Source organism: Aminipila luticellarii (genome assembly GCF_004103735.1).
Classification (GTDB): domain Bacteria; phylum Bacillota; class Clostridia; order Peptostreptococcales; family Anaerovoracaceae; genus Aminipila; species Aminipila luticellarii.
Genome location: NZ_CP035281.1, coordinates 542,100 through 568,216, shown reverse-complemented (window position 1 = coordinate 568,216; position 26,117 = coordinate 542,100). Strand labels below are relative to the sequence as shown.

General features: G+C 40.2%; 25 protein-coding genes and 1 pseudogene. 6 read left to right on the top strand and 20 right to left on the bottom strand.

Annotated features, from left to right (window positions below; translation table 11 throughout):
* Nucleotides 1-14: 14 nt before the first annotated feature.
* Complete coding sequence (gene feoB / locus EQM06_RS02640; RefSeq protein ID WP_128744868.1) at nucleotides 15-2,363, bottom strand: ferrous iron transport protein B; 2,349 nt, start codon at nucleotides 2,361-2,363, stop codon at nucleotides 15-17.
* Nucleotides 2,364-2,872: 509 nt separating this feature from the next.
* Between feoB and EQM06_RS02635 the strand changes: the two genes are divergently transcribed.
* Complete coding sequence (locus tag EQM06_RS02635) at nucleotides 2,873-4,012, top strand: L-dopachrome tautomerase-related protein (protein ID WP_128744867.1); 1,140 nt, start codon at nucleotides 2,873-2,875, stop codon at nucleotides 4,010-4,012.
* Between the two features lie 142 nt (nucleotides 4,013-4,154).
* Here EQM06_RS02635 and EQM06_RS02630 read toward each other — a convergent pair whose 3' ends face one another.
* The 8 genes from EQM06_RS02630 to EQM06_RS13465 all read right to left on the bottom strand — a co-directional run bounded on the left by EQM06_RS02630 (nucleotide 4,155) and on the right by EQM06_RS13465 (nucleotide 10,353).
* The gene (locus tag EQM06_RS02630) at nucleotides 4,155-5,060 is read right to left on the bottom strand and encodes a DUF2935 domain-containing protein (protein WP_128744866.1); all 906 of its coding nucleotides are present in this window, start codon (nucleotides 5,058-5,060) and stop codon (nucleotides 4,155-4,157) included.
* Between the two features lie 227 nt (nucleotides 5,061-5,287).
* Nucleotides 5,288-5,653 (bottom strand): DUF4180 domain-containing protein, encoded by a 366-nt coding sequence (locus EQM06_RS02625; protein WP_128744865.1) that lies wholly within the window; start codon nucleotides 5,651-5,653, stop codon nucleotides 5,288-5,290.
* Between the two features lie 90 nt (nucleotides 5,654-5,743).
* On the bottom strand, nucleotides 5,744-7,783 hold the full coding sequence (locus tag EQM06_RS02620; protein ID WP_128744864.1) for an AAA family ATPase: 2,040 nt from the start codon (nucleotides 7,781-7,783) through the stop codon (nucleotides 5,744-5,746).
* 1 nt (nucleotide 7,784) lies between these two features.
* On the bottom strand, nucleotides 7,785-8,249 hold the full coding sequence (locus tag EQM06_RS02615; protein WP_205666581.1) for a DUF6530 family protein: 465 nt from the start codon (nucleotides 8,247-8,249) through the stop codon (nucleotides 7,785-7,787).
* A 322-nt stretch (nucleotides 8,250-8,571) separates the two neighbouring features.
* Nucleotides 8,572-9,342 (bottom strand): 4,5-DOPA-extradiol-dioxygenase, encoded by a 771-nt coding sequence (gene ygiD, locus EQM06_RS02610; RefSeq protein WP_128744862.1) that lies wholly within the window; start codon nucleotides 9,340-9,342, stop codon nucleotides 8,572-8,574.
* A gap of 74 nt (nucleotides 9,343-9,416) precedes the next feature.
* Nucleotides 9,417-9,809, bottom strand: a complete 393-nt coding sequence (locus tag EQM06_RS13065) for a type I restriction enzyme subunit R domain-containing protein (protein WP_230975002.1) — start codon at nucleotides 9,807-9,809, stop codon at nucleotides 9,417-9,419.
* Entirely contained in the window at nucleotides 9,791-10,105 is a 315-nt protein-coding gene (locus EQM06_RS02600; RefSeq protein WP_128744861.1) for an MGMT family protein, read from the bottom strand. The genes EQM06_RS13065 and EQM06_RS02600 overlap by 19 nt, the downstream gene beginning before the upstream one ends.
* A gap of 2 nt (nucleotides 10,106-10,107) precedes the next feature.
* Nucleotides 10,108-10,353, bottom strand: a complete 246-nt coding sequence (locus EQM06_RS13465; protein ID WP_128744860.1) for an N-6 DNA methylase — start codon at nucleotides 10,351-10,353, stop codon at nucleotides 10,108-10,110.
* A 225-nt stretch (nucleotides 10,354-10,578) separates the two neighbouring features.
* On the opposite strand from EQM06_RS13465, the pseudogene EQM06_RS13460 reads away from it, so the two are divergent.
* The 4 genes and pseudogenes from EQM06_RS13460 to EQM06_RS02580 all read left to right on the top strand — a co-directional run.
* Nucleotides 10,579-10,656 (top strand): annotated as a pseudogene (locus tag EQM06_RS13460) (hypothetical protein); the annotation flags it as partial.
* 195 nt (nucleotides 10,657-10,851) lie between these two features.
* Entirely contained in the window at nucleotides 10,852-11,502 is a 651-nt protein-coding gene (locus tag EQM06_RS02590; RefSeq protein ID WP_128744859.1) for a TetR/AcrR family transcriptional regulator, read from the top strand.
* Between the two features lie 78 nt (nucleotides 11,503-11,580).
* Entirely contained in the window at nucleotides 11,581-12,792 is a 1,212-nt protein-coding gene (locus EQM06_RS02585; protein WP_230975001.1) for an MFS transporter, read from the top strand.
* A 527-nt stretch (nucleotides 12,793-13,319) separates the two neighbouring features.
* Nucleotides 13,320-13,556 (top strand): sigma factor-like helix-turn-helix DNA-binding protein, encoded by a 237-nt coding sequence (locus EQM06_RS02580; RefSeq protein ID WP_330548355.1) that lies wholly within the window; start codon nucleotides 13,320-13,322, stop codon nucleotides 13,554-13,556.
* A 200-nt stretch (nucleotides 13,557-13,756) separates the two neighbouring features.
* Here the strand turns inward: EQM06_RS02580 and rlmD are convergent, their stop codons facing one another.
* Together rlmD and EQM06_RS02565 are read right to left on the bottom strand one after the other, a co-directional pair.
* Nucleotides 13,757-15,271: a 23S rRNA (uracil(1939)-C(5))-methyltransferase RlmD gene (gene rlmD, locus EQM06_RS02570; protein WP_128744857.1), complete on the bottom strand. Its 1,515-nt coding sequence runs from the start codon at nucleotides 15,269-15,271 to the stop codon at nucleotides 13,757-13,759.
* Between the two features lie 199 nt (nucleotides 15,272-15,470).
* On the bottom strand, nucleotides 15,471-15,890 hold the full coding sequence (locus tag EQM06_RS02565) for an acyl-CoA thioesterase (protein WP_128744856.1): 420 nt from the start codon (nucleotides 15,888-15,890) through the stop codon (nucleotides 15,471-15,473).
* Nucleotides 15,891-16,435: 545 nt separating this feature from the next.
* Here EQM06_RS02565 and EQM06_RS02560 point away from each other — a divergent pair.
* Entirely contained in the window at nucleotides 16,436-17,599 is a 1,164-nt protein-coding gene (locus tag EQM06_RS02560; RefSeq protein ID WP_128744855.1) for a hypothetical protein, read from the top strand.
* Nucleotides 17,600-17,716: 117 nt separating this feature from the next.
* Here the strand turns inward: EQM06_RS02560 and EQM06_RS02555 are convergent, their stop codons facing one another.
* From EQM06_RS02555 to EQM06_RS02515, 9 genes are all read right to left on the bottom strand, one after another.
* Nucleotides 17,717-18,298, bottom strand: a complete 582-nt coding sequence (locus EQM06_RS02555; RefSeq protein ID WP_128744854.1) for a GDSL-type esterase/lipase family protein — start codon at nucleotides 18,296-18,298, stop codon at nucleotides 17,717-17,719.
* A 77-nt stretch (nucleotides 18,299-18,375) separates the two neighbouring features.
* Nucleotides 18,376-19,929 carry a DUF4153 domain-containing protein gene (locus EQM06_RS02550; protein WP_128744853.1) on the bottom strand — a complete coding sequence of 518 codons (1,554 nt, stop codon included), beginning with the start codon at nucleotides 19,927-19,929 and terminating at the stop codon, nucleotides 18,376-18,378.
* A gap of 65 nt (nucleotides 19,930-19,994) precedes the next feature.
* A complete protein-coding gene (locus tag EQM06_RS02545; RefSeq protein ID WP_128744852.1) occupies nucleotides 19,995-20,201 on the bottom strand; it encodes a helix-turn-helix domain-containing protein in 207 nt (68 codons plus the stop codon).
* An 11-nt stretch (nucleotides 20,202-20,212) separates the two neighbouring features.
* Nucleotides 20,213-20,665, bottom strand: coding sequence for a DUF2975 domain-containing protein (locus tag EQM06_RS02540; protein ID WP_128744851.1), 453 nt, complete (start codon nucleotides 20,663-20,665; stop codon nucleotides 20,213-20,215).
* Nucleotides 20,666-21,076: 411 nt separating this feature from the next.
* Nucleotides 21,077-22,141: a phospholipase D family protein gene (locus EQM06_RS02535; protein ID WP_128744850.1), complete on the bottom strand. Its 1,065-nt coding sequence runs from the start codon at nucleotides 22,139-22,141 to the stop codon at nucleotides 21,077-21,079.
* A gap of 116 nt (nucleotides 22,142-22,257) precedes the next feature.
* On the bottom strand, nucleotides 22,258-22,596 hold the full coding sequence (locus EQM06_RS02530) for a helix-turn-helix domain-containing protein (protein ID WP_128744849.1): 339 nt from the start codon (nucleotides 22,594-22,596) through the stop codon (nucleotides 22,258-22,260).
* Nucleotides 22,597-22,896: 300 nt separating this feature from the next.
* A complete protein-coding gene (locus EQM06_RS02525; RefSeq protein WP_128744848.1) occupies nucleotides 22,897-24,045 on the bottom strand; it encodes a 1-propanol dehydrogenase PduQ in 1,149 nt (382 codons plus the stop codon).
* 272 nt (nucleotides 24,046-24,317) lie between these two features.
* Nucleotides 24,318-25,073 carry an exodeoxyribonuclease III gene (locus EQM06_RS02520; RefSeq protein WP_128744847.1) on the bottom strand — a complete coding sequence of 252 codons (756 nt, stop codon included), beginning with the start codon at nucleotides 25,071-25,073 and terminating at the stop codon, nucleotides 24,318-24,320.
* A 15-nt stretch (nucleotides 25,074-25,088) separates the two neighbouring features.
* Nucleotides 25,089-25,946 carry a putative ABC transporter permease gene (locus EQM06_RS02515; protein ID WP_128744846.1) on the bottom strand — a complete coding sequence of 286 codons (858 nt, stop codon included), beginning with the start codon at nucleotides 25,944-25,946 and terminating at the stop codon, nucleotides 25,089-25,091.
* Nucleotides 25,947-26,117: the final 171 nt, after the last annotated feature.

Genomic DNA, 26,117 nt, shown 5'->3' with positions numbered 1-26,117 from the left:
TACCACCTCCATTCTCATAGTCCGATTAACAATCCGACCATATGTACAATGAATGCTGCCAACCATGCAATGACGCACTGTCCTATCACAACAACCATGGTCCATTTGCCCCCCAGTTCACGTTTGATGGAGGCGACAGCGGCCACACAGGGCGTATACAGGAGGCAGAACACTAATAATCCTGCTGCGTTTAATGGGGTCAGCAAACTGAACAGTATCGTCTTGGAAGGTATAAGCACAGATAAAGTAGAAACAACGCTTTCCTTCGCTATGAAGCCGGTAATCAGTGCCGTGGAAATTCGCCAGTCGCCGAAGCCTAACGGTTTAAAGATCGGAGCGATAATGCCTGCTGCGGAAGCAAGTATACTGTCCTGAGAATTCGTTACAATTTCAAACCGCAGATCAAAAGTCTGTAAGACCCAGATAACAATGGTCGCTATAAAAATAATAGTAAAAGCTCTCTGCATAAAATCCTTGGCTTTTTCCCATAACAGCTGTGCTACATTTTTGCTTCCCGGCATACGATAATTCGGTAATTCCATGACAAATGGCACCGCTTCTCCTCTGAAAACGCTTCCTTTCAATAAAAAAGTCACAAGAATTCCCATGGCAATCCCGGTAAAATACAGGGCAATCATAACCAGTGCCCCATGCTTGGGAAAAAATGCTGCCGTAAAGAATACATAAATAGGAAGCTTTGCCGAGCAGCTCATGAAAGGAGTCAATAATATCGTCATCTTTCTGTCCCTCTCAGAGGAAAGTGTTCTGCTCGCCATGACTCCGGGTACGGTACAGCCAAATCCAATTAGCATCGGGACAATGCTCCGCCCTGAAAGGCCAATTTTTCTTAGGAGCTTGTCCATAACGAAAGCTACTCGTGCCATATACCCGCTGTCCTCCAACATGGACAGAAAAAAGAACAGCGTGACAATAATAGGCAGAAAGCTCAGTACACTTCCCACACCGTTAAAAACGCCGTCAATAATCAAGGAATGAAGAGCGGGATTCACATCCAATGCACCTAAAGCTGTATCAGTTATATTGGTAAGCCAGGTGATGCCCATATCAAGCAAATTAACAAAAAAAGCACCAATAACATTAAACGTCAGCCAAAAGACCAGACCCATAATCGCTATAAAAGCCGGAATAGCTGTGTATTTTCCAGTCAGGATTTGATCGATTTTTCGGCTCCTTGCATGCTCCTTGCTTTCCTTTGGCTTTATCACGGTTGCCGAACACAGTTTCTGAATAAAGCTAAATCTCATGTCTGCAATGGCTGCGGCACAATCCAGCCCGCGCTCTTTTTCCATCTGAAGGATAATATGCTCCAGTATGTCTTTTTCATTGTCATCCAGATTCAATTTCTCCAGAACCAGCTTGTCCCTTTCCGCTAATTTGGTAGCTGCAAACCGCTCGGGAATTCCTGCCTTTTTTGCGTGATCTTCAATAAGATGCATAATGCTGTGAATGCATCTGTGTACGGCACTTCCCTCTCCGTCCGTACTGCAAAAATCCATTCTTCCCGGCTTTTCCTGATATTTTGCCACATGAAGCGCATGTTCTATGGTTTCATCAATTCCTTCATTCTTCGCTGCTGAAATGGGCACCACCGGAACGCCAAGCAGCTGCTCCATTTCATTGATCAATATGGAACCACCATTTTCACGAACCTCATCCATCATATTCAGCGCTATGACCATAGGAACCTCCAGTTCCATCAGCTGCAACGTTAAATATAAATTTCTTTCAATATTGGATGCATCCACTATGTTTATAATGCCTTTGGGCTTTTCGTGTAATATAAACTCTCTGGTCACAATTTCCTCGCTGCTGTAAGGAGACATGGAATAAATACCCGGTAGATCGGTTACCAGAGTATTTTCATGCCCTTTTATCACTCCATCTTTTCTATCTACCGTCACTCCGGGAAAATTTCCAACGTGCTGGTTCGCACCGGTCAGCCGGTTAAAAAAAGTCGTTTTTCCTGAATTTTGATTTCCCGCAAGTGCAAAGGTCAGCTGTTCTCCATCTTTTAAAGGATGCTCATTTGCCTTTACATGGTATTTCCCTCCTTCTCCCAGACCCGGATGAGGAATCTGTTTTTTATTCCGATTGATTTCTTTTTCTTCAGCGGGGGTATCAATCGGTTTGATTTGTATCTTTTTAGCATCTGCTATTCTAATAGTCAATTCATATCCATGAATTTTTAACTGCATAGGATCGCCCATAGGCGCCAGCTTTACCATGGTAACTTCTGCTCCGGGAATCAGTCCCATATCAAGGAAATGCTGCCGTAAGGCACCTTCTCCCCCTACTGATAAAATAGAAGCTGATTTCCCGATTTCTAATTCTTGTAAAGTCATATTATTTCCTCATTTTTATAAAAAAATCCTCTGCGAGGCGCTTTTAGCTCGCATTCGCTCGCATTTTAGTGGTAGCTTTTTATGATACCCCGTCAATATCGCTTGCGATATTTCCTACGTAATAAAAAAATCCTCTGCGAGGCGCTTTTAGCTCGCATTCGCTCGCATTTAGTGGTAGCTCTTTATGATACTCCGTCAATATCGCTTGCGATATTTCCTACGTAATAAAATATTCTAATAGAAGCTATTGCGCAATAATATAGCAACTATTTTGCCTGTTCCTACTTAACAACTCTGATTTATAATGCCTTAACAACTAATTATAAAGCATTTTGTTTATATCTTCAAATTTTTTCGAGAATATTACAAATCAAAACCCTGCAAATATAGAAGGGCGGTAACATTAAAAGAGTCTTTCCATATTATAATTGGAACAGAATAATAAAGCCTAGTGCGTATTTTTTACTTGAGCTTAATCCCGCACTAAGTCTATAGGAGGATACTACTGCATGAAATATCATATATTATTATCCTGGAACCGCTTGGACTGGAATTTTCCAGATGCAAATATGAAGTCTGAATTTGAGATGAATCAATACTGGAAACACGCTATACCTACAGGAATAAAAGTCGATCAAAATGGTATCATCTATGCCGCCGTTCCCCGTTGGGCTGAGGGAATACCCGCAACCATGAATTACATTACGATTGAGAATGAAAAGCCGATTCTTCATGCATTTCCCAGTTGGGAATGGAACCAAGCCGGAAATATTCAGGTCCTACAATCTGTCATGGGATATGAAATCGATGAGCATAACCGGATGTGGATTTTAGATCAGGGAAAAATTGCCTACGCCCCTTCTGAACCCGGTTCTCAGAAATTAATTATATGGGATTTGAATTCCAATCAAATGATTGACTACATAACAATCCCAAATGAAATTGCCCCCTACCGCACATCTTTTTTAAATGATATTGTTGTAGACAATAAAAATGGCTTTGCCTATATTACCGATTCCGGAAGTGGGTGGCCCAATCATCCGGTCGTGGGCGGAATTATCATTTATGACATGAAAACCAAAGCCTTCCGGCGGGTACTGGATCAGCATTACAGCACACAAGATTTCCCCGGATTCATATTTGAAATTGACTATAGACCAGTATACAGTGATCGCCCTATGAAATTGGGTGCGGATGGCATCGCCTTGTCAGCAGATCGATCCACTCTTTATTACTGCCCGCTGACAGCCCGAAATTTGTACGCCGTCGACACAGCACTGCTTCGGGATTACAATATACCTTTAGAAGTAATTAGCAACGCTGTCCAATACCTTGGCAGCAAAGGCACCACAACAGATGGCATGTGTGCTGATAATAAAGAAAATGTTTTTTACACCATGCTGGAAGGAAAGGGTATTGGCTTCTATCATGCTGATACCGGTCAATTCCACAAACTTATTGCTGAAGATCGGATGGTGTGGGTAGATGGCGTAGCCTTTGACCAAAATGGCTCTATTCTCTTTAACAGCAATCGGCTCAACCAGATTTTTGAAAACCCTCAGACCCAAATTGACTGGGACTATCCATACAATTTCGTTCTCTGGAAAGCCTGTATTAATCAAAATATAAAATCCTACTTATATGGATAATAATGGATGGATAGGGGTATGCGGAAGGAACTTTTTAAAAGCTTTCCTTTCAAAATCCGGCAAAGCAAAAACCGCATCTACGATTACAGGTAGTGCGGTTTTTGTGCTTTTTATTAAAATATTCAGTCTGAAACCATTGATGTCATGCTTGTGCATTTTCCCCTAAAATGCGCAGATAATAGTTTGCTTCACGCAACACATGATCTGAAAGCAGAGGGTTAATAATGGATTGGATTTTACATGAAAGTATACCTTGTGCACCTTGCGACTTAAAATTTTCAATACCGTATGTAGCGTCCTTACTGTCGGCCGTGACCTGTGGTAAAATCTCCGGGTTCTCTTCTGCGTTTTCAGCCTGCTGAACAAGATTTGCAAATTGTTCAGCAAATACCGATGCCTGCTCCTTAAGTCCAGTTTCAGATGGATCAAGCAGGCCATCGATGAATTGGGCATGTTCTCTCATAATTTCATTCCAGAAGGCTTGTTCTCCGGCAAATTCCTGAGGGGTTATCTCCATATCCCCGGACAACAGCATTTTCAGCATGAATATATAATGCCGCACTTCACGGGCAAGGTGGTCGATCTGAGTTGGATAGAGGGTTGTAATAGCACGGCATGCATCAACATCCCCCAGTACTCTTTTCATAAATTGCAGCAACTGTTGTGATAAGGCTAAAGCATTCTGGTTGAGTGCATCCATGTATGGTTTCATAGAAGATGGAGGAATCATTGCACCGCCCATATCATACTCATCCATGGTAATCTGAATATCTATCGGTACTCCAGTGAAGCCTTCCATCTGCCGCTCGGCCTCTTCCGTATATTGTGTGAATAGTTCTCCCGAGGTCATGACTTCTTGCGAAATATATCCTTTAGAGAGTATCACGGCTTGCTTAAGTAATTGTGTCAGTCGCTCGCGAAGATCCACAGCCATGTTGGCCCATTCCTTGTCCCTCGGCATAAAAGAAAGCTGCATGAACAGCGCGTGCTCCTTGAGTATACGCAAAAAAAATAAATTGAGTTCCATTGAGTTTTGTAAATATGGCATATGAAAATCCTCCTATAACACCACTTTTTTGTAAAACTTCTTTATCATATGCAAGAACTCTGGTTTTGGTTCGGTATTGAATTTTAGGCAATATCCGTCCACAGGGCTAAGCGTCGCAACGACTATTCGCGTTTATTATGTCTTTCAAGGTAACATCAGGATTAAGCCAACGCTTGCCGCTTTTTTCATTTTTAAGGTGTATGGCATGCCTTATAAGCCTTTCTAAATTAAAATCTACTTAATTTTTCAACTGCCTGCTGTTCATCAGGTAAAAAGAATATATCTTTTCCATTATTACATTCGTAAATAAAATCCTTTAAGCTCTTACTCGTATAAATTGAAAAGTCTCCTATAATAGCTATTTTTTTATGATAGGTTATAAACTTTTGTAATATCTCACCAGCTATTTTTGTACTCAAATTAAAAAAGTCCTCACAGATTGCTGATTTGTTTACGATAAAACAGCTGCATCCGGTTTCATACTCTGTTGTACCCATAAAATCTATTGCAGATTGTACATCTGTTATCAAAAGCTCATTACTATTTACGATAGCTATTTCAACATTATTTTCTTTAATAATTCTTATTTCCATAGATCTAACTCCTTGTTTTCTCACTCTTTTTGATTCAAAGTTGGCCTTAATCGGCCATAGGCAGATTCATTTCTACTTAGTATAGCATCCTTATAGAAGCCTTGCAATTATTTGTACCAACCTTGCCGGGAGCTGCTTCAAATCAGTTATATCCAATGTATTTTCAGCTCCGTAAAGCTCACGGATAGCCTCTTTATCCTGCCCAATAGCAGCAGCAAGAAATTGAATACCCTTACGCCTAAATTCCTGTAAAGTATCTTTCATATCATGAGCTGCTTTTTCACCGGAATAATCAGGCATAGCCTTAGGCTGCCCGTCACTGATGCTGATTATTAATTTGGTTTTTTGAGGTGCATGAAGTAGCCTATCAGAAATAATACGTAAAGCCATACCATCTCGGTTGTTGCTGCGAGCCTGAATATTCATAAGAGTATATTTTTCATCCGCATCCCTACTTTCAAAGTCCACATATGCATAAATAGACATTTGTTCCAGCTTAGAGCGGTCTGCTGTATCACCATAAATCATTATCGGAATACCGCATCCCGTACAGAATTCATATAAAGCGACTGCAGCCTGTTTTGCTGCTTCTAAGCGTCCGAAAGCAGACATTGATGCGGATTCGTCAATCCGGAGAGCCACTGCGAGAGAGGGTTCTTCCTCGGGCGGACGCTTGCGGGCAAATACGCGGAAATCCAGAGCAGCAGCTTGATCTGCACAGAACTTTGTACCATAAAGCCGAGATTTAGCGAATTCAGAAGAAACCTCATGCTCTAAAAGTGGATTTGTTTTGCGAATTAATTCCCGAATGACTGGAAGTAAGTCAGCAGCCATGTTGTGATATTCCTCCCTGCTTTGGGAGGTGGCTTCCGGGCGATGGACAATAAGTCGGATTGCTTCATGACAGGTGCCCTGATTGCTTTGACGTGCTTCCCTGTTTAATTGTTTACGGAATTCCTTTTTTTGTAACTCCGTTGTAATAGATTGATTAAGCTCATGGTAAAATGGCGTACCGTTATCTCCATTATCATTGCTTGTGACATCAGTACTTTTATCACTGTTCGTATCCGAATGTCCTTCACTGTCTGTTGATTTTCTCAGTCGGATTGCATTTTTATCAGTTTGATCCAATTCCGCAGAGTATTCCCCATTTTCGGCAATATGAAGTTCCATTACTTCTGGATTTTCTCCATCTGGATGAGAATGGCATGCCCTATCTAATTCCTCAAGTTTAGCTGTCAAGCCATGACTTATCAATGCCTGTTCTAAAAGGGCAAGTTCCTGTGGATCCGTGGTAATTTTGTAAAGCACCTTGTAATATAAAGTGTTTTGCACGGAAGCACCGCTTGCAACGGCATCAACCCAAAAGATATAGGATCGCATCCCGGCCACACCTTTAATGGCATTAGCCTGAGCCGTTTTATCCAGCAAAATAATAGCTTCGGCTAAAAGAGAAAGAACCTTTTCAGAATGATAGCCGGTCTTAGCTTCGGCTCGCTCCATCATAACTGCTTTAGGGGGTAAGTCTAGTTTTTCAGCATGCTGTACTCGATCGCGCAAGGCTTCATTTAAAGGCCTGCATCCATTGTATCCACGGTTTGTTGTAATAACAGCAATAAAATCAGGATGCCGGTGTACAATACGAGTAGGTAAGTTTAGGCTGCCATCTGGTTCTAAGGCAGAATTTAACGCCATTAAAACAGCCGCATCCCGAATCACTGTGGGCTCCTGAATCTCTAAAAGCCATCCATTTTCATATGCACGGACAATTTCTGACGGATAATATTGATATTCGACAGTACCTGATTTATCATCTTTTTCAGACAGCACCGGAAGGATGGAGCCCAGCACATCGGATTTGTCCATATCTGCAAAACAAGTTACTTTAGTATAAGGTAGGTTGAAATCAGCAGAGAGTGCTTTCGCAAGTTGGGTTTTTCCCGAACCGGCATCACCCTCCAGTAGAATTGTACTGATTTTCATTTCACCGCGATTCCAATTTCTTACTACTTCTTGATATATACGTCTTTCTGCTTCACTTTCAATATGTGAAGACGGTTTTTGCCAAACAAGGGATTCTTCCTCTTCGGTCATCTGTCTGGCAGGGGATAGCCGATATGTTTGTTTCATATTAATAACACTCCAATTCCTCTAAAATGCGACCCAGTACTCGTTGTCGTTCTCCAATTAATTCCCCTAAATCATTCAGACTCTGTGCAAATGCTTTGATGTCTTCATTGATGTTTTGATTGTCAGTACAAACCTCTACGGGCAATACATCGCCTTGTACTCCAATACGTTCCACGGTGGGCTTTTCCGGGTCATATAAAAGCGGAAGTCTATAAGCCTCTTTAAAGTAAAGCAATGTCCTGGACAAAAATATCATCATGTCAAATACTTGATGAACAGGCAGTTCCTGAGCCACAATCAATTCATCCTCTTTATTCATTTTCCAAATTTGTACTGCAATCTGCATTTTTTTATTTTCTTCCAGCATAGGAGCACCTAACGTTAAACGTTTGATGTCCGATTGATAAGCATTTCTGCCATCTATACGATCATAACCATTTGATATAATAACAACTTTTTCATTCATTTCCATGTCCTCCTTGTGTTCGAATCAGTAATCATTTATTCGGATGCCGTTTTCTCTATATCGGTAAACTATAACGTCCTGTATTCATTGTGTTCACCTTGACTCTAGTATAAACTAATGTACTCCAAAAAATAATCCACGCTCCGTAGACCACCATATAAATTGCAAAAAAGTAAGCTATTCCATACCCTTAATGGATTGTAACGTGCAAAGGCCGTGAGAATCATTCATAGACTCTCACAGCCTTTACTTCATTTGCGGGCAGAACCTCAACATCTTAGCTCGGTCCTGGCATGGTTATCAAAATATGTCTCGTTGCTGTCTATGTAAATAAATAGCTTGTCATAGACAGAGACCCCATCATGCAACTGTTGTTATATACTAATATATTATCTTCTTTATCAACGGCACCAAGTATATATAAGATGGGGTTAAAATGATCCGGCGTAGGAACTGCTAATCTTGCTGTTTCTCCCATTCCTTGATAATGAATAACTTCATCGTGATTCCCATTTTCAATATTTTCTTTAATAAAATCATCAAACTGATAGGCCCAATTAAACCCCTTGTCTTTCATTTCCCAATCAACCAGTTGTAGATTGTGAACAATATTTCCGGTGCCCAGCAAAAGAACACCCTGTTGCCTTAAGGACTTTAATTCCATACCCATCTGGTAATGAACCTCCGGGGGAGCAGAAGCATCTATGCTGATCTGAAAAACAGGAATATCCCTTTCAGGATACATATGAACCAGAACAGACCAGGTTCCGTGGTCAATGCCCCAAGAATTATCGAACACACTTCGTCTGCTTATTAAGCTTTTTGCATTTCCGGCAAGGGGCGGATTGCCCGGAGCATTATATCGGATCTCATACAATTCTTTTGGAAATCCATACATATCATAAATAGTTTTTGGATTTTCCTCATTCATAATTTTCGTACCTTTTGTATACCAATGAGCTGAAATCGATATGATTGCCTCAGGTTTAGGTATTTTCTCCACCATTTTTCTCCAACCTCTGGTATAACGGTTATCTTCTATTGCATTCATAGGCGAACCATGGCCTACAAACATCATTGGCATTTTAGACATATTTCATCTCCTTGCTTTTGAACTTTTGACATTATGCGATAATGAATCAAAAATCATAATAGATTTCTTTTGCTTCATTGTATCACGTGAAGAAATGATTTCCAACCAATGAAGATAATTGCATCCAGATTGTAATACTTTACCGATTTTATCTGAGTTTTTCCTTCCATTGCACCGTGTTGAGTGGTATGTGCAATTTCTGCACATACCACCTTTTCATCAAGTTCCCCAGTTTCAAAAATATTTTTCAAATGACGGGAAATGGATGTTCTGTCCACATAAAGAGTGTTCAGTTCAGGAGCATCGAATCCCGTTAATAGTTGATCCCCCAAAACATTGCGGTCGGCAATGGCTTCACGAATGGTATAAGCAACTGGTGCAAGATCATCAATTATAAACAAATCACACCCCCAAGAACCCGGCCATACAACATAGAAGAATTGGCCCTTCAAAGCAGAATCTGCCATTGACATTTCTTTAAATCAACATGGGTTTCATCTTTTAAAGGGATGCCCTCATTACGAAGCAAGTTACCTTGTTCAATCCATCCTGGCACCAGTCTGCCTGCATGATTAACTACTCTATGACAAGGATATTCTCCATAATATTCTGCTCGGCTGAGAACTTTTCCAACAAGTCTTGCATTTTTATCTCTGCCTACTAACCTTGCAATTTGCCCGTATGTGGCGACACTGCCCTTGGGAATTTCCTCTACAACGGAAAGAATTTCATAAATTAAGTTTTCTTCTAAAACTTTCTTCATAGTTACCTCCATATCTTCCTTATATGCTTTTTTACGTCTCTTGAAAATATGTGTATTTTAAAAGTTCTTCGCAATTTACCAGATTCTTGATAAGTTTCTATAATCTTATTAATATTTTTATCCGTAAGGTTATCTTGATTCTTTTCTTTTTCAAATTCATTAGCGGCATCAATAAGCAAGAGGTCCTTCGTTTTACGATTTTCCTTGAACACTAAGCTTGTAATTGGGATGTATACCCCGAAAAACAAAAAAGTTGCCTACCCTGCTAAATAACGAACAACTTTTTACCCAGTATTACCAAAATAATTATCTACGATAATGCCCCTGTATTACCAACATAGCGCCTTAATTATTCTAAGCAAATGTGCCCGGAGAATGACCACTTTCGCAAGTTTGAGAGGCGATTTATATTAGGCCTTTTACACTATTATTGTAAGCTGTTCCTCTTATCGGATTATGTAAGCTAGTTTAACAACCACAGAATCCACTCGTCACTGGGTTATATGACCCCAAGAGAATATCGGCTTACTAACCTTAAAAAAGTTGTCTAAAAAAGTGTTGACAATCCACATTATAATTAAGGCTTTTTATATTGATAAAAATGATATTCCTATGCATTTAGGGTGATTTGCTTCATTTTAGAATTTATTTGAAGTGCTTTGTAAACAGGGGCTTACCTTTACATAAATAGGCTTATACTATATAATACATACTAAGGGTCGGTATGTTTAGTGAGGTGATATAGTATGGCTCGTAATAAGTATCCAGAAATAACAGTAAATCGTATCCTTGATACAGCAATGAAATTGTTTATGACAAAAGGGTATGAACATACAACAGTTCAAGATATTATCAATGAACTGGGAGATTTAAGCAAAGGTGCAATTTATCATCATTTCAAATCCAAAGAAGATATAATGGGCGCTGTAAATAACCGCATGTTAAAACAAGGCCTTGGAAGTATGCAAACAATCGCAGCAGATAATAGCTTGACCGGAATTGAAAAACTACACAAAGTCCTTTTGTTTTCTATATCTTCGGCTAAACAAGAAGCTATTGATAGTATCATGCCCTCATTTATGAAAAATCCACAGTTATTAGCTCTGCACATGCGTGATACTTTAGGCTCTGCATCTAATCTATTTGTTGGTATAATTGAAGACGGGCTAAGGGATTGTTCTATACATACGTCGCAACCGCGCGAATTATCCCAAATGATACTTTTATGTTTCAATGTTTGGATAAACCCTTGGATGTATTCATGGAAGCCGGAAGAAATAAAGAATATTGTGGTCTTTATCAAAAATACTTTTGAGCAAATTGATATTCCTATAATGACGCCGGAAATCATAAAAGCCTTAGAAGAACTTTATGCAATTACAGGCAACGAAAAATAGTCGTTCCTTATTTTGAAATGACTATTTTTTTACCCTAATACATACCAAACGTCGGTTTGATATAAGGAGGTAACTATTTTGAAAAATGCTTCATGGAAACAAAAGTTTTTTACTATTGCATTAGGGCAGACAATCTCACTGATTGGGAGTTCTGCTGTTCAGTTTTCATTGATATGGTGGATGGCAAGTAAAACGGAATCTCCAATGTTGCTTGCATTAGCGGGTTTATCTGCTTACGTACCGCAATTTTTTCTGGGGCCGTTTGTCGGCGTTTGGATTGATCGCTTAAAGAGAAAACAAGTAATCATTATCGCAGACTTATTTACAGGCATGATAGCTCTAATGTTTTCAGTATTCTTTTTTATCGGTGAGCCGCCGTATTGGTCTGTTTGCATAGTTCTTGGTGTTCGGGCAATAGGGAATATCTTTCAAACTCCTGCTATACAATCTGTCACACCAATGCTTGTTCCTCACAATGAGCTTGTTCGTGCAAATAGCTGGAACCAATTTATGCAATCTGGTTCGTTAATGTTAGGGCCAGTTGTGGGAGCGGCTATGTATGCTATTTTACCTATGCCAATCATTTTAATTTCTGATATGGCAGGAGCGATAATAGCAGCAACTACTGTTGCTATAACTAAAATACCCGAACTAAAGCCACAATTAAAAGACAGCTATAACTTTATTTCAGAATTGAAAGATGGCATTTCGGTTTTTTTACAAGATAAAAAACTCTGTATTGTAACTGTTGCAGCCGCAATATGTATGATTTTCTATATGCCCATTTCTTCGTTTTTCCCACTGATGTCAAGCAGCTACTTTCATGTTACAGTTTGGCACGCAAGCATTGTTCAATTCGGTTATGCCGGAGGGATGATGTTATGTTCTCTTTTGATTAGCCTATATGGAACGATTAGAAATAAGTTGAAAACCGTGCATTTGGGGCTATTGGGATTAAGTATCACTATCTTCTTATGCGGTATTCTTCCTCAAACTGAATTTGCCTTTTGGGGGTTCGCATTATTATGCACACTTATGGGCGCAAGCGGTAACTTTTATAATATTCCTTATATTGCTTATATGCAAGAAACAATACCAAAAGAGAAGCAAGGGCGGGCATTTTCTATAATGAACAGTTTAATGTCAGTAACAATGCCTTTAGGTCTTATAATTGCTGGCCCATTTGCGGAAGTACATGGAGTTTCATCTTGGTTTTTTATATCAGGAATTGTTTTTATTGTAATTACGGGAATGAGTTTTTTTCTAATACGAATGCAAGACAAGCGGTAACTTAGAAATATGAAAACCGCTTTTTGGAAAAGGTGTTTAACAGCAGAACTCTTTCCAATTGGCGGTTTTGAAATAACAATCAAATCCGCCGTTTTCTTTTTGAAAAAATTGGATAGCGGAGGGTGTATTAAAGTTACCCTTTTTTGAGGACATGGCGGTATAAGGAGGATACCGCCATGTCTACTTTTATTTACAGCAGACCCCCTAACCCCTATTTGTTAAAAAAATCCTATACCCACCAACGGGATATTCCGGCTACCAACATGAACACACACATCACCCTATAAGTTCCAATGATTCCCTTTTGCCCGATTGTGCTATACAGCCGGGCTTTTTTGCGTTTATAGAGCCCCACTGCCGCCCTCCACCGCTGTCCTTTCGATTTCAGCAAACCAAAAAAATCGAAAGGATGGTAAAACCATGAAAACAATTAATCTGAAAGAGTTGAGGCAACATATGAGAGAAAGAAATACCGCTATAAAGCTCACTACTCTCTTGATCGTGGCGATGGAATTGAGCATGACATCTTGTTTGTTTCTCTTTCACCCGATGAGATTTACGAACGTAAGCTCACAAGTCAGCAGCTCCACGCTGCCATTGCTTCTCTGCCGGAAAAGCAGGCAAAGCGGATCTATGCTCATTATTTTATGGGCATGAGTAAGACAGCTATTGCTAAATCAGAAGGTGTAAGTGAAAAAGCTGTCCGCATTGGTATAAAAAGAGGTTTACATACCATAGAAAAATATTTAAAAAGTTTTTTCTAAATCACGTTCCGTTTCCAGAGGAAAAAAGTCAGGGTATTAGAAAACATCTACACCCTACTGGCAAACTTTGATAAAGTGTATGACAAAATCATCGATGAAGAGAAAAAATCCCTAATTTCTTCGCTAATCAAAGAAATAGAGATTTTCCCATGTGACGAGGCTGAATTGCCTTTGAAGTCCATTTTATTCAATTTTCCGGTTTATAAAGATGGTGGAGATGTTTGTGGGTTTTTGTGGGATAAAAGTACGCACGTCTCAACGCACCTCGTCCACGGAAACATGTCCACCGGTGTTCCTTCCACGAACTTATACCCCAATTTCCCCAGTATTTTCACATCTCTTGCCAGTGTCGCCGGGTCGCAGGACACGTATATCACCTTATCCGGCGCTGCGGCTGCCGTTGCTTCTAACAGTTCCGGTGCGCATCCGGCCCTCGGCGGATCCAATATGATAAGATCCGGCTGGAACGGCGGGATTTCAAATCCTTCTTTATCCACGTATCCTGCCAGCACCTTCGGCAGCTCTTCTTCTGCCCTTCCGCAAAGAAATTGTGCATTGACCAGTCCGTTGATTACCGCATTGCGGTTTGCATCGAGAACAGCCCCTTTAACGGATTCAATCCCCAAAACCTGTCCCGTATTGCCTGTATCTGCATCCTTCCCGGCTTTCCGCATCGCTTCCGCACAAAACAATCCTATGGTGCCCACTCCGCAATACAAATCCAATATTCTCTCATGTCCTTTAAGCTGTGCATATTCCAGCACCTTATTGTAAAGCACTTCCATTTGAACCGGATTTACCTGATAAAAGGCCAGCGGCGATATTTCAAACTCCATATCTCCCACACGCTCTAAAATAGTTGGTTTTCCTGCAATAGTCAGACATTCCTTTCCCATAATTTCTGATGTTTTTCCCTTGTTAATATTGATGACAACACTTTCCAAACTATATTCGATACCATTTTCTTGAACCGGAAGGTTGCCGACCGCTTCATCCATCATTTCAATCAGTTTAGAGCTATTAGGAATGCCTTTGCCATTGATGACAAGAATAGCCATCACTTCGCCTGTTCCCATAGCAGTTTTAACCACCAAATGCCTCATCAGCCCTTTTTCCCATTTTGGATCATAGGCTGTTATATTATCACTTTTCATAAATTGCCTCAAAACTTCTGCAACAGCTGTCACCGGCGGAGCCTGCAGCAGACATTGAGTACAGTTCACCACATCATGACTCTTAGCTTTATAGAAGCCAATGGTACATTTCCCCAGATTTTCAATGATCCCGCCCTTTCGGGTAATAATTCCGCCTGTACTGATGGGCATCTGAGCTTTATTTCTATAGGCGTAAGGCTTGTCCATACCCACTATAGGATTCAGTTTCGGATGCTCCAGTCCGCCCAACCTTATAAGCTTTTCTCGCACCTGTCTTTCTTTCACTGCCAGTTGACCCTCGTAGTTCATTCCCGCATACGTACATCCGCCGCAGTCTCCTGCATATGGGCACTCCATTTCAATTCTATAAGGCGACGGTTCTATAATTTCCGTTGTCACAGCAAAAGCATAATTCTTTTTTACCTTGGTAATTTCAGCGATAACCGTATCACCGGGCATCGCTCCCTTGACAAATACAGCCATCCCCTCTGCTCGTCCAATTCCCTGCCCTTCATTGCTCATATCGTCAATTTGTAATTGACATTTTTGTCCTTTTTCCATTCATATTCCTCACAATTCGTTATATTGTATTTTCATCTTACAGTTTATATTGGTTTCCATACATCCATTGATTTTGCCTACTAATCGTAAATCTACATTGAACGATTACTTTCGACAAATACTATCGTTCCATCCACTCTCGCTTATTTATGCAATTCCTGTGCTTCTTCTTGCATTACTTTACACGTCCATATTACGGTCAACCGCCCAAATCTTCTGCCAGCCTGTCATATAATGTCGGATTAACTTTTTTCAGTCTCACTGGTTTTAATTCGGGTGAAGTAATTCCATGCTTTGTGGTACCGGTTACCAGCAACTCCCCAGTTTCCTTTCGGAAGATCTCGTAGCCCATAAGCACCGTCGCCGCTCTCAATTCCTTGACCCATGATTTAATCAGCAGGATGTCATCATACTTTCCCGGATGTTTATACTCACAGGTCACCGCGATGACAGGAAGCCAAATTCCCTCTTCTTCCAGTCTGGAATAAGGGTATCCTATTTGTCTCAGCAATTCGTTTCTCCCAGCTTCAAACCATTTGATATAATTTGTATGATAAACGATGCCCATGGCATCTGTATCCGCATAAATCACTCGTATCTCTGTTTCATATTTTTTCATATCTTCCCTCCTAAATAGAAGAAGCTTTCTATCGCGCAAGCTGCATCGCCGCATGATTCAATGATTCCTTCCCTGCGGCAACGCCGATTCCAATCAATGGAATCATTATACCATAAATCCAATCCCTCCGATATTTAATTATGCTGCTGTGCTCACAGGGAAGTAAAACATCTTGTATTATTGCATAGCTATGTGAAGTCTATAAATTAATTCTTTCCAGTTTATTTACATAACTTAAATTACGTAAACGCCTCTTTGAATCGATTGTTCCTTCATTACAATTTCCAGTATTTCAAGGCTTTTGCTCACTCTCTTCATTAAAAGAATTTTACGCAGATATCTGACCCCCTACTCGCCCTACTGGTTTAAAAGACGGACCTTCTGCTTATCCGAACTTAACCTCTTACCAAGCGGCTCTCAGCAATTTACGGTGAAAATTTCCAGGCAGCAGGACATTATTTTTCTTCAAGCTGTTATGTTTTCTCTATTTCTACCGACGTAATAAATAGATGGGTGTAAAAAATTAAGTAAAAGGGGGAACTAAAATGAAAATTGAATCCAGTACTATTGCCGTAAATTCGGCCAGAGAATACGAATCTGTTGAGTTTACTAAAGCTAAATCAAAAAACGAAATATGGGTGCCGGCAGACCCAGATAACAAAAAAGATCAAATAGAGGAAGAGGATAACTTATCTAAATTCCTAAATGCTACAAAAAAGCTTTTGGCAGATGACGGTTCGCCGATGCAGTCCGGCTCTGCTTCCTTTTTTTCATACAATAAGAAATCGGAAAAATCATCCTCAGGCTCCGTTCTATCCACGGGTAAATCAGAAGAAGGCTCCTTTTCCCTTATGGATATGGAGGATTACAAAATCATGCTCTTGCGAAAGATGATAGAACTCCTGACCAGAGACAGTAAAGGCGGTTTTTGTTACAAGGGACTGACAGAACGGTCGCAGCAGACCCTAAAGAGTTTATCTCTGAATTTTGAAGTACCTGCCGAATTGAGCGGAACTCAGGCAGCACCTGCTCCCGGTATGTGGGTCAGAAATGTCTACGCGGAGCACTTTTTATCGGAAGAAGAAAGTACGACCTTCTCTTCTGTGGGCATAGCAAAGACGCAAGACGGCCGTGAACTAAGTTTTGGGATTGATTTAGAAATGTCCAGAAGTTTCATGGAATATACTGGAATAAAATGGTCCGAACAGGTTGTTATGTCAGACCCACTGGTCATCAATCTCGACAATAATCCTGTCAGCCTGAGCGATCAGAAATTTTGCTTCGACATAGACAGCGACGGAAAAGATGATCAGATTTCCTATCTTTCCAAAGGCCGCGGCTATTTGGCATTAGACAAAAATGAGGATGGAAAGATCAACAATGGAAAGGAACTCTTTGGTGCAAAGACCGGAAACGGTTTTGCGGAGCTTTCTGCCTACGATACCGACAAAAATGGATGGATTGACGAAAGCGATGAAATCTATAATAAACTGAAAATCTGGATCAAAGCAGAAGATGGAACCGATCAGCTGCTTTCTTTAAAAGCTGCCGATATAGGAGCCATTTATCTTGACAGCGCCAAGACAGACTTTTTACTGAAATCAGCGGAAAGCGGGCAAGTCAACGGGCAGATTCGCCGTACCGGACTGTATCTGAAAGAAAGCACTGGAGAAGCTCAAACAGCTCAACAGATTGATGTATCCATATAGAAAAATTTATTGTAAAAACAAAGCAAAACCAATCGTTATCGGTTAGATTTTGGCTCTAAAATAAATGTTGGGGTAAGGAAATTATCCCAGCATCTTTTATCAAATAGGATGTTTGATTTAAAGAAATCGACCAATGATTTCGGCTAAAAAGCGGTGTCCTTCTCTGGTTGGATGGATGCCATCATAATATGCCGTCTGTACACCTACCTTTTCCACATATTCTGAAAAGGCATAATTCGTATCGATTACCTGAACGTAATTTTCCTTTCCATACAGAATCATCCGCTTTTTCAATTCCGTTATCTGTTCCTGAACAAGCTCATAATCCACATCATCACAGACCATCCATCGGGATTTGGCCATTACAGGATCCACGGGGAGCGGGGTCAAAAGCACCGGCTCTATATGCTGCTTCCTTGCAAGCTCTGCTAAATAAGCGATTTCTTTCATACACTGCTCTGGAAGAGCTTCCTTATAAATAAATTCATTGGTTCCGGTCAGTATGGCCACCTGATCCGGCTTATAAGCCAGAACATCTTGGGCAAACCGTCCTGCGACCCCACGAATGGTATCCCCGTTTATTCCCTTATTGATGACCTCATTTCCCGATGCCTGCCTGTACAAGCTTACAAATTCCTGATTCCGGTCGTACGGAAAGCCATTTATGATACTGTTTCCTATAAATACTATCTTTGACATGTCCTTTTTTATTTCTCCTCTGCTGCTTGATTCATTCCTTCGCTTAGCAGCAGCCCTTGTATGCCGTCTGCCTTGCTTTACTGAATATTAAAATCTCTGAAACTTTTTTCATGGGTAATATTCTGCCCTTCTTGATTCCCATAAACAATATAATTATATAATATTTGCTTCTTCTCTGCATCCTCTGTTTTCTTATATAAATCATACGCATACGGCACTGCGCCGTCTGACAGCGTGAACAGGGCATTATAGTCCATTTCCTCCAGTCTGCCGTTCTCATAGTTCTCAATATTATATTTGGCAATATTGCCGTCTGCATTGCCGTAAGAAAGCACCATAAATCCCAAGATTCCACCGATAATCATGATTCTGGCGGCATTAAAGACCTTTATCTGTCTTATAAACAGGATAATAAAGGCAAGCAGCAGCATGACCATGAACCACGAAGTGTATACTCTAAGCTGCGTTAATCCATAAAATTGAATATACATATACATTTTTCTCAAGGCGGTAATAATCAGGCTAATGGTCATGACCGACATAAACGCTGTTTGAAATCTGAGCATTTTAGGGCTTTTATACACTTCTTCCGACTTTTCTTTTTTTGTTACAAAAGCATGCGCTAAAAAAATAAGGAATGCGTTGACTCCCGATACCTTACACAATTCAAAAAATCCTCTCCTTGCATATTCGGCGTAAGTAAATGTATCCGGCAGAATATTTTGAAAAGCGGAAAGAAAATAAGCAGTCTGTGATACAAAAAACAAAAGATAAATCAAATTGAAAACAATCATCACTGTATAAACCGTTAATTTAGGTGCAAAACTAACGGTATCAGAAATCCGGCGAATTTCTTCACGGCTCATGCTATCCGTATTTCGTCCGGCCGTATTGCCGTAAATCAATCCAAATAAATAGCAGGCTACAGGGATTCCCATTATGAACTGGAAGGTATAGGTCAACACACTGTTCAGCGAAATCGACTGCAAAATTTTATCTAAAACCCCCTCAAACGCTGCATCTGCCAAAGAAAGCTGCTCTGTTACAAATACCATTAACGGCAAAAACACAATAGCCCCTGCCGCGATGTACACAACATTTCTCCCATACCTGCTTTTAGACAGCCCCTGTTTTAATCCAAAGAATTCACACGCTATATTAGAAAAAGGGACAATAAAGGTCTGGTTCAACAAATCCCATAAGGTATACCCGGATAATTTTATATCCAGACATCTTCCTGTGCTGACAGCAATCCAATAAATAAAGCATGCCGATGTGAAAAGCAGATTAAGGCATTTGACAGTATATCCATCGAACAGCAGGAACTGCACGGAAGACACCGCTGTCAGAGCCAGCCAAACCATACTTTTTCTGCTTTGAGTCACTCCCTTTGCTTTAAAATAGAGGTATACGGCACCACACAGGATGAAAGAAAATGCTGTAACCCCTGCTCCCATGTCTGTTGTCCAGATAAAATTCCAATATAAAAATCCACAGAATAAAAGTGCCGCAGCAAACCAAAAGTCTGCAAGTTCAAACTTCATTGGTTTCATGCCAATACCCTTTATATCATAACTCTTTTCATGTCCGTTCGGATTCACTTCCCCTGATTTTGTAAAATAATACTTCATTTCTACTCCCCCCGCTCTCTCCTTGCTCCTTTTATCCTTCGCTTTTTACCGTGAGCCTTGTCGCCCTAGTCCTCTACAAATTCTAGTATATCTCCCGGCTGGCAGTCCAAGGCCTTACAGATTTCCTCCAGCGTTGAGAACCGTATCGCCTTTGCTTTGTTATTTTTCAATATGGAAAGGTTCGCCGGTGTAATTCCGATCTTCTCTGATAATTCCCCGGCCGACATCTTTCTTTTTGCCATGATCACATCTAAATTCACTATTATTGCCATGCTGCCGCCTCCTATATGGTAAAATCATTTTCGGCTTTTATAATGACAGCCTGCTCAATGACATTTTTCACCACTCGAAGAATCAAACCGATGAAAGCTATAACAACGGCCACAAAATAGAAGAGAAAATAATAATATCCCGCCATCACCACAAGAACTGCTGCGCCAAAACAGCACCATGAGATTCTTCGTAGGCAGGTCACATTTTTATCCGTAAAGACCTCTTCTTTTTTAATATTTCTCAGCAGTCTGTCTAGGTTAAACAATGCCGCAAGTGCCGGAATACAACAGGCATATAAAATAACCATAAACGGTCCCATATCCATTTCACTTATATAATGTGGCCCTATAGACAAATAAATATCAATTAAGTACGGCAGAGCAGCCGCACACACCACTACTAAGACCATCACAAATCGGGTACATATACAGGATAGCTGCAAAGACTTATTGGAATTCCACATGTTAAGATTCTCCCTTGTTTTCTCTGAAATAAAGCTTTATTTTAGCTTTATTATATTTTTATTTTATTTGTTTGTCAATATATTTTTATTGTTTATCGATAAAAATATATTGTTTTACATCATTTTGCATCTTAGTTGGCTTAAATGGAACTTAAATGTAGAACGAGATGCCACTTTGTAAGTTGAGATGCCATCTTTGTAACTGACAACTGAATATTTGTAAACGAGATGCTACTTTTGTAATCGAAATGCATGTATTGTAAACGAAAAGCAACTTTTGTAACCAAAATGCAGTTTGATTTTTAGATTTTATTACAGTATGATAATAAAAACGGGCATGTCAAAGGGAGGTCGACTCCCTCTCGATTTCTAATTAGCCATTATCAAAAGTTACTATTACAAAAATGCCAGCTATCTGTTCAGATAATCTAAGATGGCAAGTGCATTCACCCGTTCTTTTAATTGCCCCCCATTGGTATGATACCTGATCAGACCTTCTTGATCTCTCGGCATACGCTTTAGCTGCCTTCTCAGTTGTTTATAGCCTCTTTCATCCGGAAGAATGATCGTATAAAGGAAGGTTCTTGGGGCTAACCGAACAAAAACAGTAAACGGGCACCCCTTTATTTTTTTTTCTTCATTTTCCTGTATTGTAAATTCCATTCGATATTTTTTATCTGAAGTAAAAGACATCGTCTTGGATTCGATCTCCTCCAGATTTCCCCTTGCCGCTACTTTTTTTAAGACAATTTCTTTTTCCGGCAAAAACCCCAGTCCAAAGAAAAAATTCCCTGTAGGCAGATCCACATCCATTTTATAGCGAGTACTTTTCCAATGATCTCGTATTTCAGCAATAAAGACTTCGCTGTCCGGTCCAAATGTCCAGACGCCCTTTTCGTCCTCCCAACCCGCTGTTTTAAGATTTTTAACAGCCAGACCGGCGTTTTCACTGGCTTTTAAAATGACTTCCGGATCTTGCAGAGATTTTATACATTCTCTGGAGCTATCAACCCAGTCCTTCCACTTCGTTTCTATTGAAAGGATTTCCTCTTCATTCAGCTTCTGCACCACAAAAGCCTCTGTATTTTTCCGCAAGCCCCTCGCGGTCAAATTGCCCGACCCCAATACCAGCATTCCTCCGGTCTCATATTTGAACCAACTGTATTTGGGGTGGAAGGTAGAGCCGGCCGTATGGTGTATAAATGCATCAGACCGCAAATTTGGGAATTTCCTTCCATATTCCTTTAATGCTGCCAGTGTTTTTATATTGGTGATTTCGTCCATGCCGATAATCAAATGATAGGTGCCTCTTGTTATAAATTTCTCAAAGGTTTGATTTTTCATGAGCAAATGAACACCATCCGCAGATACAAACGCATAGGTGCCTGCTCCGTAAACAGCATACTCACATGCCTCCAGCAGCGCTTCATTTAACAGACGGCTATTTTGATACCTTGGATCCTGTATGTTAAACATTTTATTTCCCCCCGATACTATAAACTTTTTATTCTCCATAAATAGTATGGAGCCTTCTGCAAAAAAATGAAAAAAGATGCAGTCATCCTACATCTTCATCTCTTGGTTGATTTCACCTAATCCCACGTATCCATTAAAGCTTTTATCGTTTTATTCAACTTGCGGTACTGATCTTCGTCGCAATCCTTTATCATTAAACTGTATTCCAGCTGATATGCATTACCAGAGTTCCGTAAACTGTCACACATCAGATCATTTAGCGAGACGTCCAGAAAATTCGCAATATCTGTCAAAGTGCCAAGGCTGACTTTTGTATGCGCCCTTTCAATATTTGAAATATGCTGTACAGTCTTTTCTATAGCCCCCGCAAGTTCTTCCTGAGTAACGCCTTTTTCTTTTCTCCATTTTCTTACTCTGTTTCCAAGTGCCTTATAATCAATTTGCTTTTTATCCATGCCTCTATCCCCCAGAACCTAATGGATTTATTATATATGTAATTTGTAGAAGCCGTAACAGTCCTTGGAAATAATATATTTACACAGTTTAATATATTGTAAAAAATTTTATTTATGCAGTTTAATTCTTCTCTGGATAGGTAAGAGGTTTTTCTCAGATGACATCCTTTTATGATATTTCGTTCCGTCATATTCTAAGCGATATTTTCTACATAAAAAAAATGCTTTAAAAAATAAAGCATTTCTTTTTTATTACGCACATATTTTATACGCTGAGTCTTTAAAACTCTTATATTCAGATTATTTTGCTCCTATGAGCTTATCTAAAATCTTTGATAAATCTTCTTTGTTCGTTTTTCTTGGATTTGTTTTTGTACAGATGTCATTCATAGCTGCTTCCAGTATATCGCCCCGTTCTTCCTGCACCAGATTTAAATCTGCACCCAATTCCTTCAAGGTTGCGGGAACCTTCAGCATTTTCTGCAGTTCAACAATCTTTCTGGTAAAACTGTTGACACCCACATAAACTGTATTTGCCGGTAAATCTAACAATTTAGCCAGTCTCTGATACTTTTTAGCAGCTACATCAAATTCTTTATTATATCCGCCCTTATCCAAATTTGCATTGTATTCGATGACACACGGTAAAAGCATCGCGTTGCTTCTACCATGAGAGATGTGAAGCTTTCCGCCCACTGCATGAGCTAAACTGTGATTGATTCCAAGACCTGCCGCATTAAACGCCATACCTGCCAGACAGGAAGCGTTGTGCATCTTTTCTCTTGCAAGCAGATCATTGCCGTTTTTAAAAGCTTCCGGTAAGAATCGGAATACCAGAGTAACTGCTTTTTCTGCCAATGCATCTGAGAAATCTGTAGCATCCGTAGAGACATAAGCTTCTATGGCATGTGTCAATACATCCATTCCCGTATCCGCTGTGATAAAATCCGGTACGGAAGTAACCAATTCCGGATCAAGGATGGCAACCATAGGAATAAGATCCTTGTTAGCCATCGGATACTTTATGCCTTCCTGGGCATTCGTTATAACGGAGAATTGTGTAACCTCCGAGCCGGTTCCGCTTGTAGTAGGAATTGCGTAGCATTCTTCCACGGTAACACCTATATCCGGCAGTCTTCTTGCAAAGTCTCTGATCGCTTTGGCCGCATCTATAGAAGAGCCGCCTCCCAGAGCGATCATAACATTGGCACCGCAATTCTTCAGTGCCATCATACCGGCTGCGATCACTTCTACCGGAGGATCCGGAACCACATCGCTGAATATGGCGACCTCACAATCCTTCAGTCGATCCTTTATTTGATCTACCATGCCCGATTTTACCATAAAGCTGTCGCATACGATCAATACCTTCTTATTTACAATCTGGTTAAGCCTGTCCAAGGAGCCTTCTCCAAAAAATACTTGTGTACTAATACTAAATTCCTTCATCTTCTTTTTCTCCCTATTTGTTTTTCCTCATCTCTGTGTTAGTTTAACTATCATCTTTAATTTTATCCTCAATCTTTGGAATCATTATACCACACAAGCTACGTCGACGTGTGATTCAATGATTCTTTCCTTGCGGCAAAGCCGACTCCAATCTTTGGAATCATTATACCACAAATACAGATGAATGCAAGCCTTTGAAACCCGCTTTGATATATTATTAACAATCAAAATTATCTGTCAAATTCAGCTGTATAATTCTAAAAATTCTGAGCTTATAAATCTATATGCAGGATCACCGGGCAATGGTCGCTTCCAAGGATATCGTTCCTCAGCTCTACCTCCCGAACCCTTTCCTTTATCCTGTCGGATACAAGAAAATAGTCAATTCTCCATCCCGCATTATTTGCTCTTGCATTGAACCGATACGACCACCACGTGTATGCGCCCGTCTGTTCCGGATATAAATGTCGGTACGTGTCCGTCAAGCCCAACCCCAACAGCTCGCCAAATGCATTTCTTTCTTCATCTGAGAATCCTGCATTTCCGCGATTCGTCTTGGGATTCTTTAAATCAATCTCCTGATGTGCCACATTTAAGTCTCCGCACAGGATCACCGGCTTTTTCAGATCCAGTTCTTTCACATACGCCCGTCTGGCAGCCTCCCATTCCAATCTGTAGTCGATCCTCGCCAGTTTATCCTTTGCATTGGGCGTATATTCTGTCATTAAGTAAAAATCCTTGTATTCCAAGGTAATAGCCCGTCCCTCTGTATCATGCCCTTCCGCATTGATATGATAATGGACGGACAGCGGCTCTTCCTTAGCAAAAATGGCCGTACCAGAATAACCCTTTTTTTCTGCACTGTTCCAAAATTGATGATACCCTTCGAGAGGGACTTCTGCCTGTCCCTGCTGCATTTTTGTTTCCTGCAAGCACACGAAATCTGCCTCTTCTTTTTTAACAAATTCCAGAAAACCCTTTCCCATGCATGCCCTAAGCCCGTTTACATTCCACGTTATCAGTTTCATAAAAGAATTCCTTTCCTATAATTGCTTGATTTTATCCTTTAGCTTTGTTAAATGTTCCCCATTTGCAATGGATTTTAGATTCGGAAATGCCTTTAACATTCTTTTCTGTCCAAAGAAATGTCTTTCAATCTCCTCTTCATACGCATTTCTTAATTCATTTCTGAAATCCCCGGCTCTCTTTTCAAGTGCTTCTGCCCTCTTTTCCAAGCCTTCAGCTTTTCTCTCCAATTCTTCCTTCAATTCCTCTGATCGTTCTTTGATAGCCTCGGATTTTTCTTTTATAGTGGTAACACTTTCATAGATATTCTCTCCCAAATCATCGGAAACCTCCCGGAGCTTTTCGCTGATTTCACTTAAGCGAGCCAGCTGTTTATTCAAATTATTTACCGTAACCACCGTGCTGATGGCATCTGCCAGCATAACGGCACAGATTGCGGACAATAAAATCCATCCGGCTGTCACCGGAAGCTTGCTGACTATAGTAAAAATAACCGGCTGTATCACATCCATAATAAGAACACACGCCAACCCCCACATGATAGAGAACTTCAAGCATATGTAGCCATTCAGATTAAAAGGCATTTCGGAATAATCCCACCATTTTCCATGAAAGATCTTCTCCAGAGCGAAGCCTGTGATCCATTCCAGTGCCGACGTCAACACGACTGCTCCCAGGAACAAAAATACTTTATTATACAAAAGAGGAGTCAAACAAGATATAACAATGATCATTCCAAAGCCATAAATCGGACAAACCGGCCCATTTAAAAATCCTCTGTTTACAAATCTTCCCGAATTAACTGCCGCATAAGCAACTTCCATGCACCAGCCTAAAAAGCTGTAAATTACAAAGTAGCACAAAAACTCATACATGTGCTGAGTCCTCCAATCCCATTCCTCTTTTTTCGTTTATGTCCACAAACCGTCAAATATACATAAAACCGCAGATATATATCTGCGGTTCTCTCTGCCTTATTTAATTATATACACCTTAAAATGAATTGTCAAACACACGAAATGACCTTTTCTCTCAAAGTTTTTGAG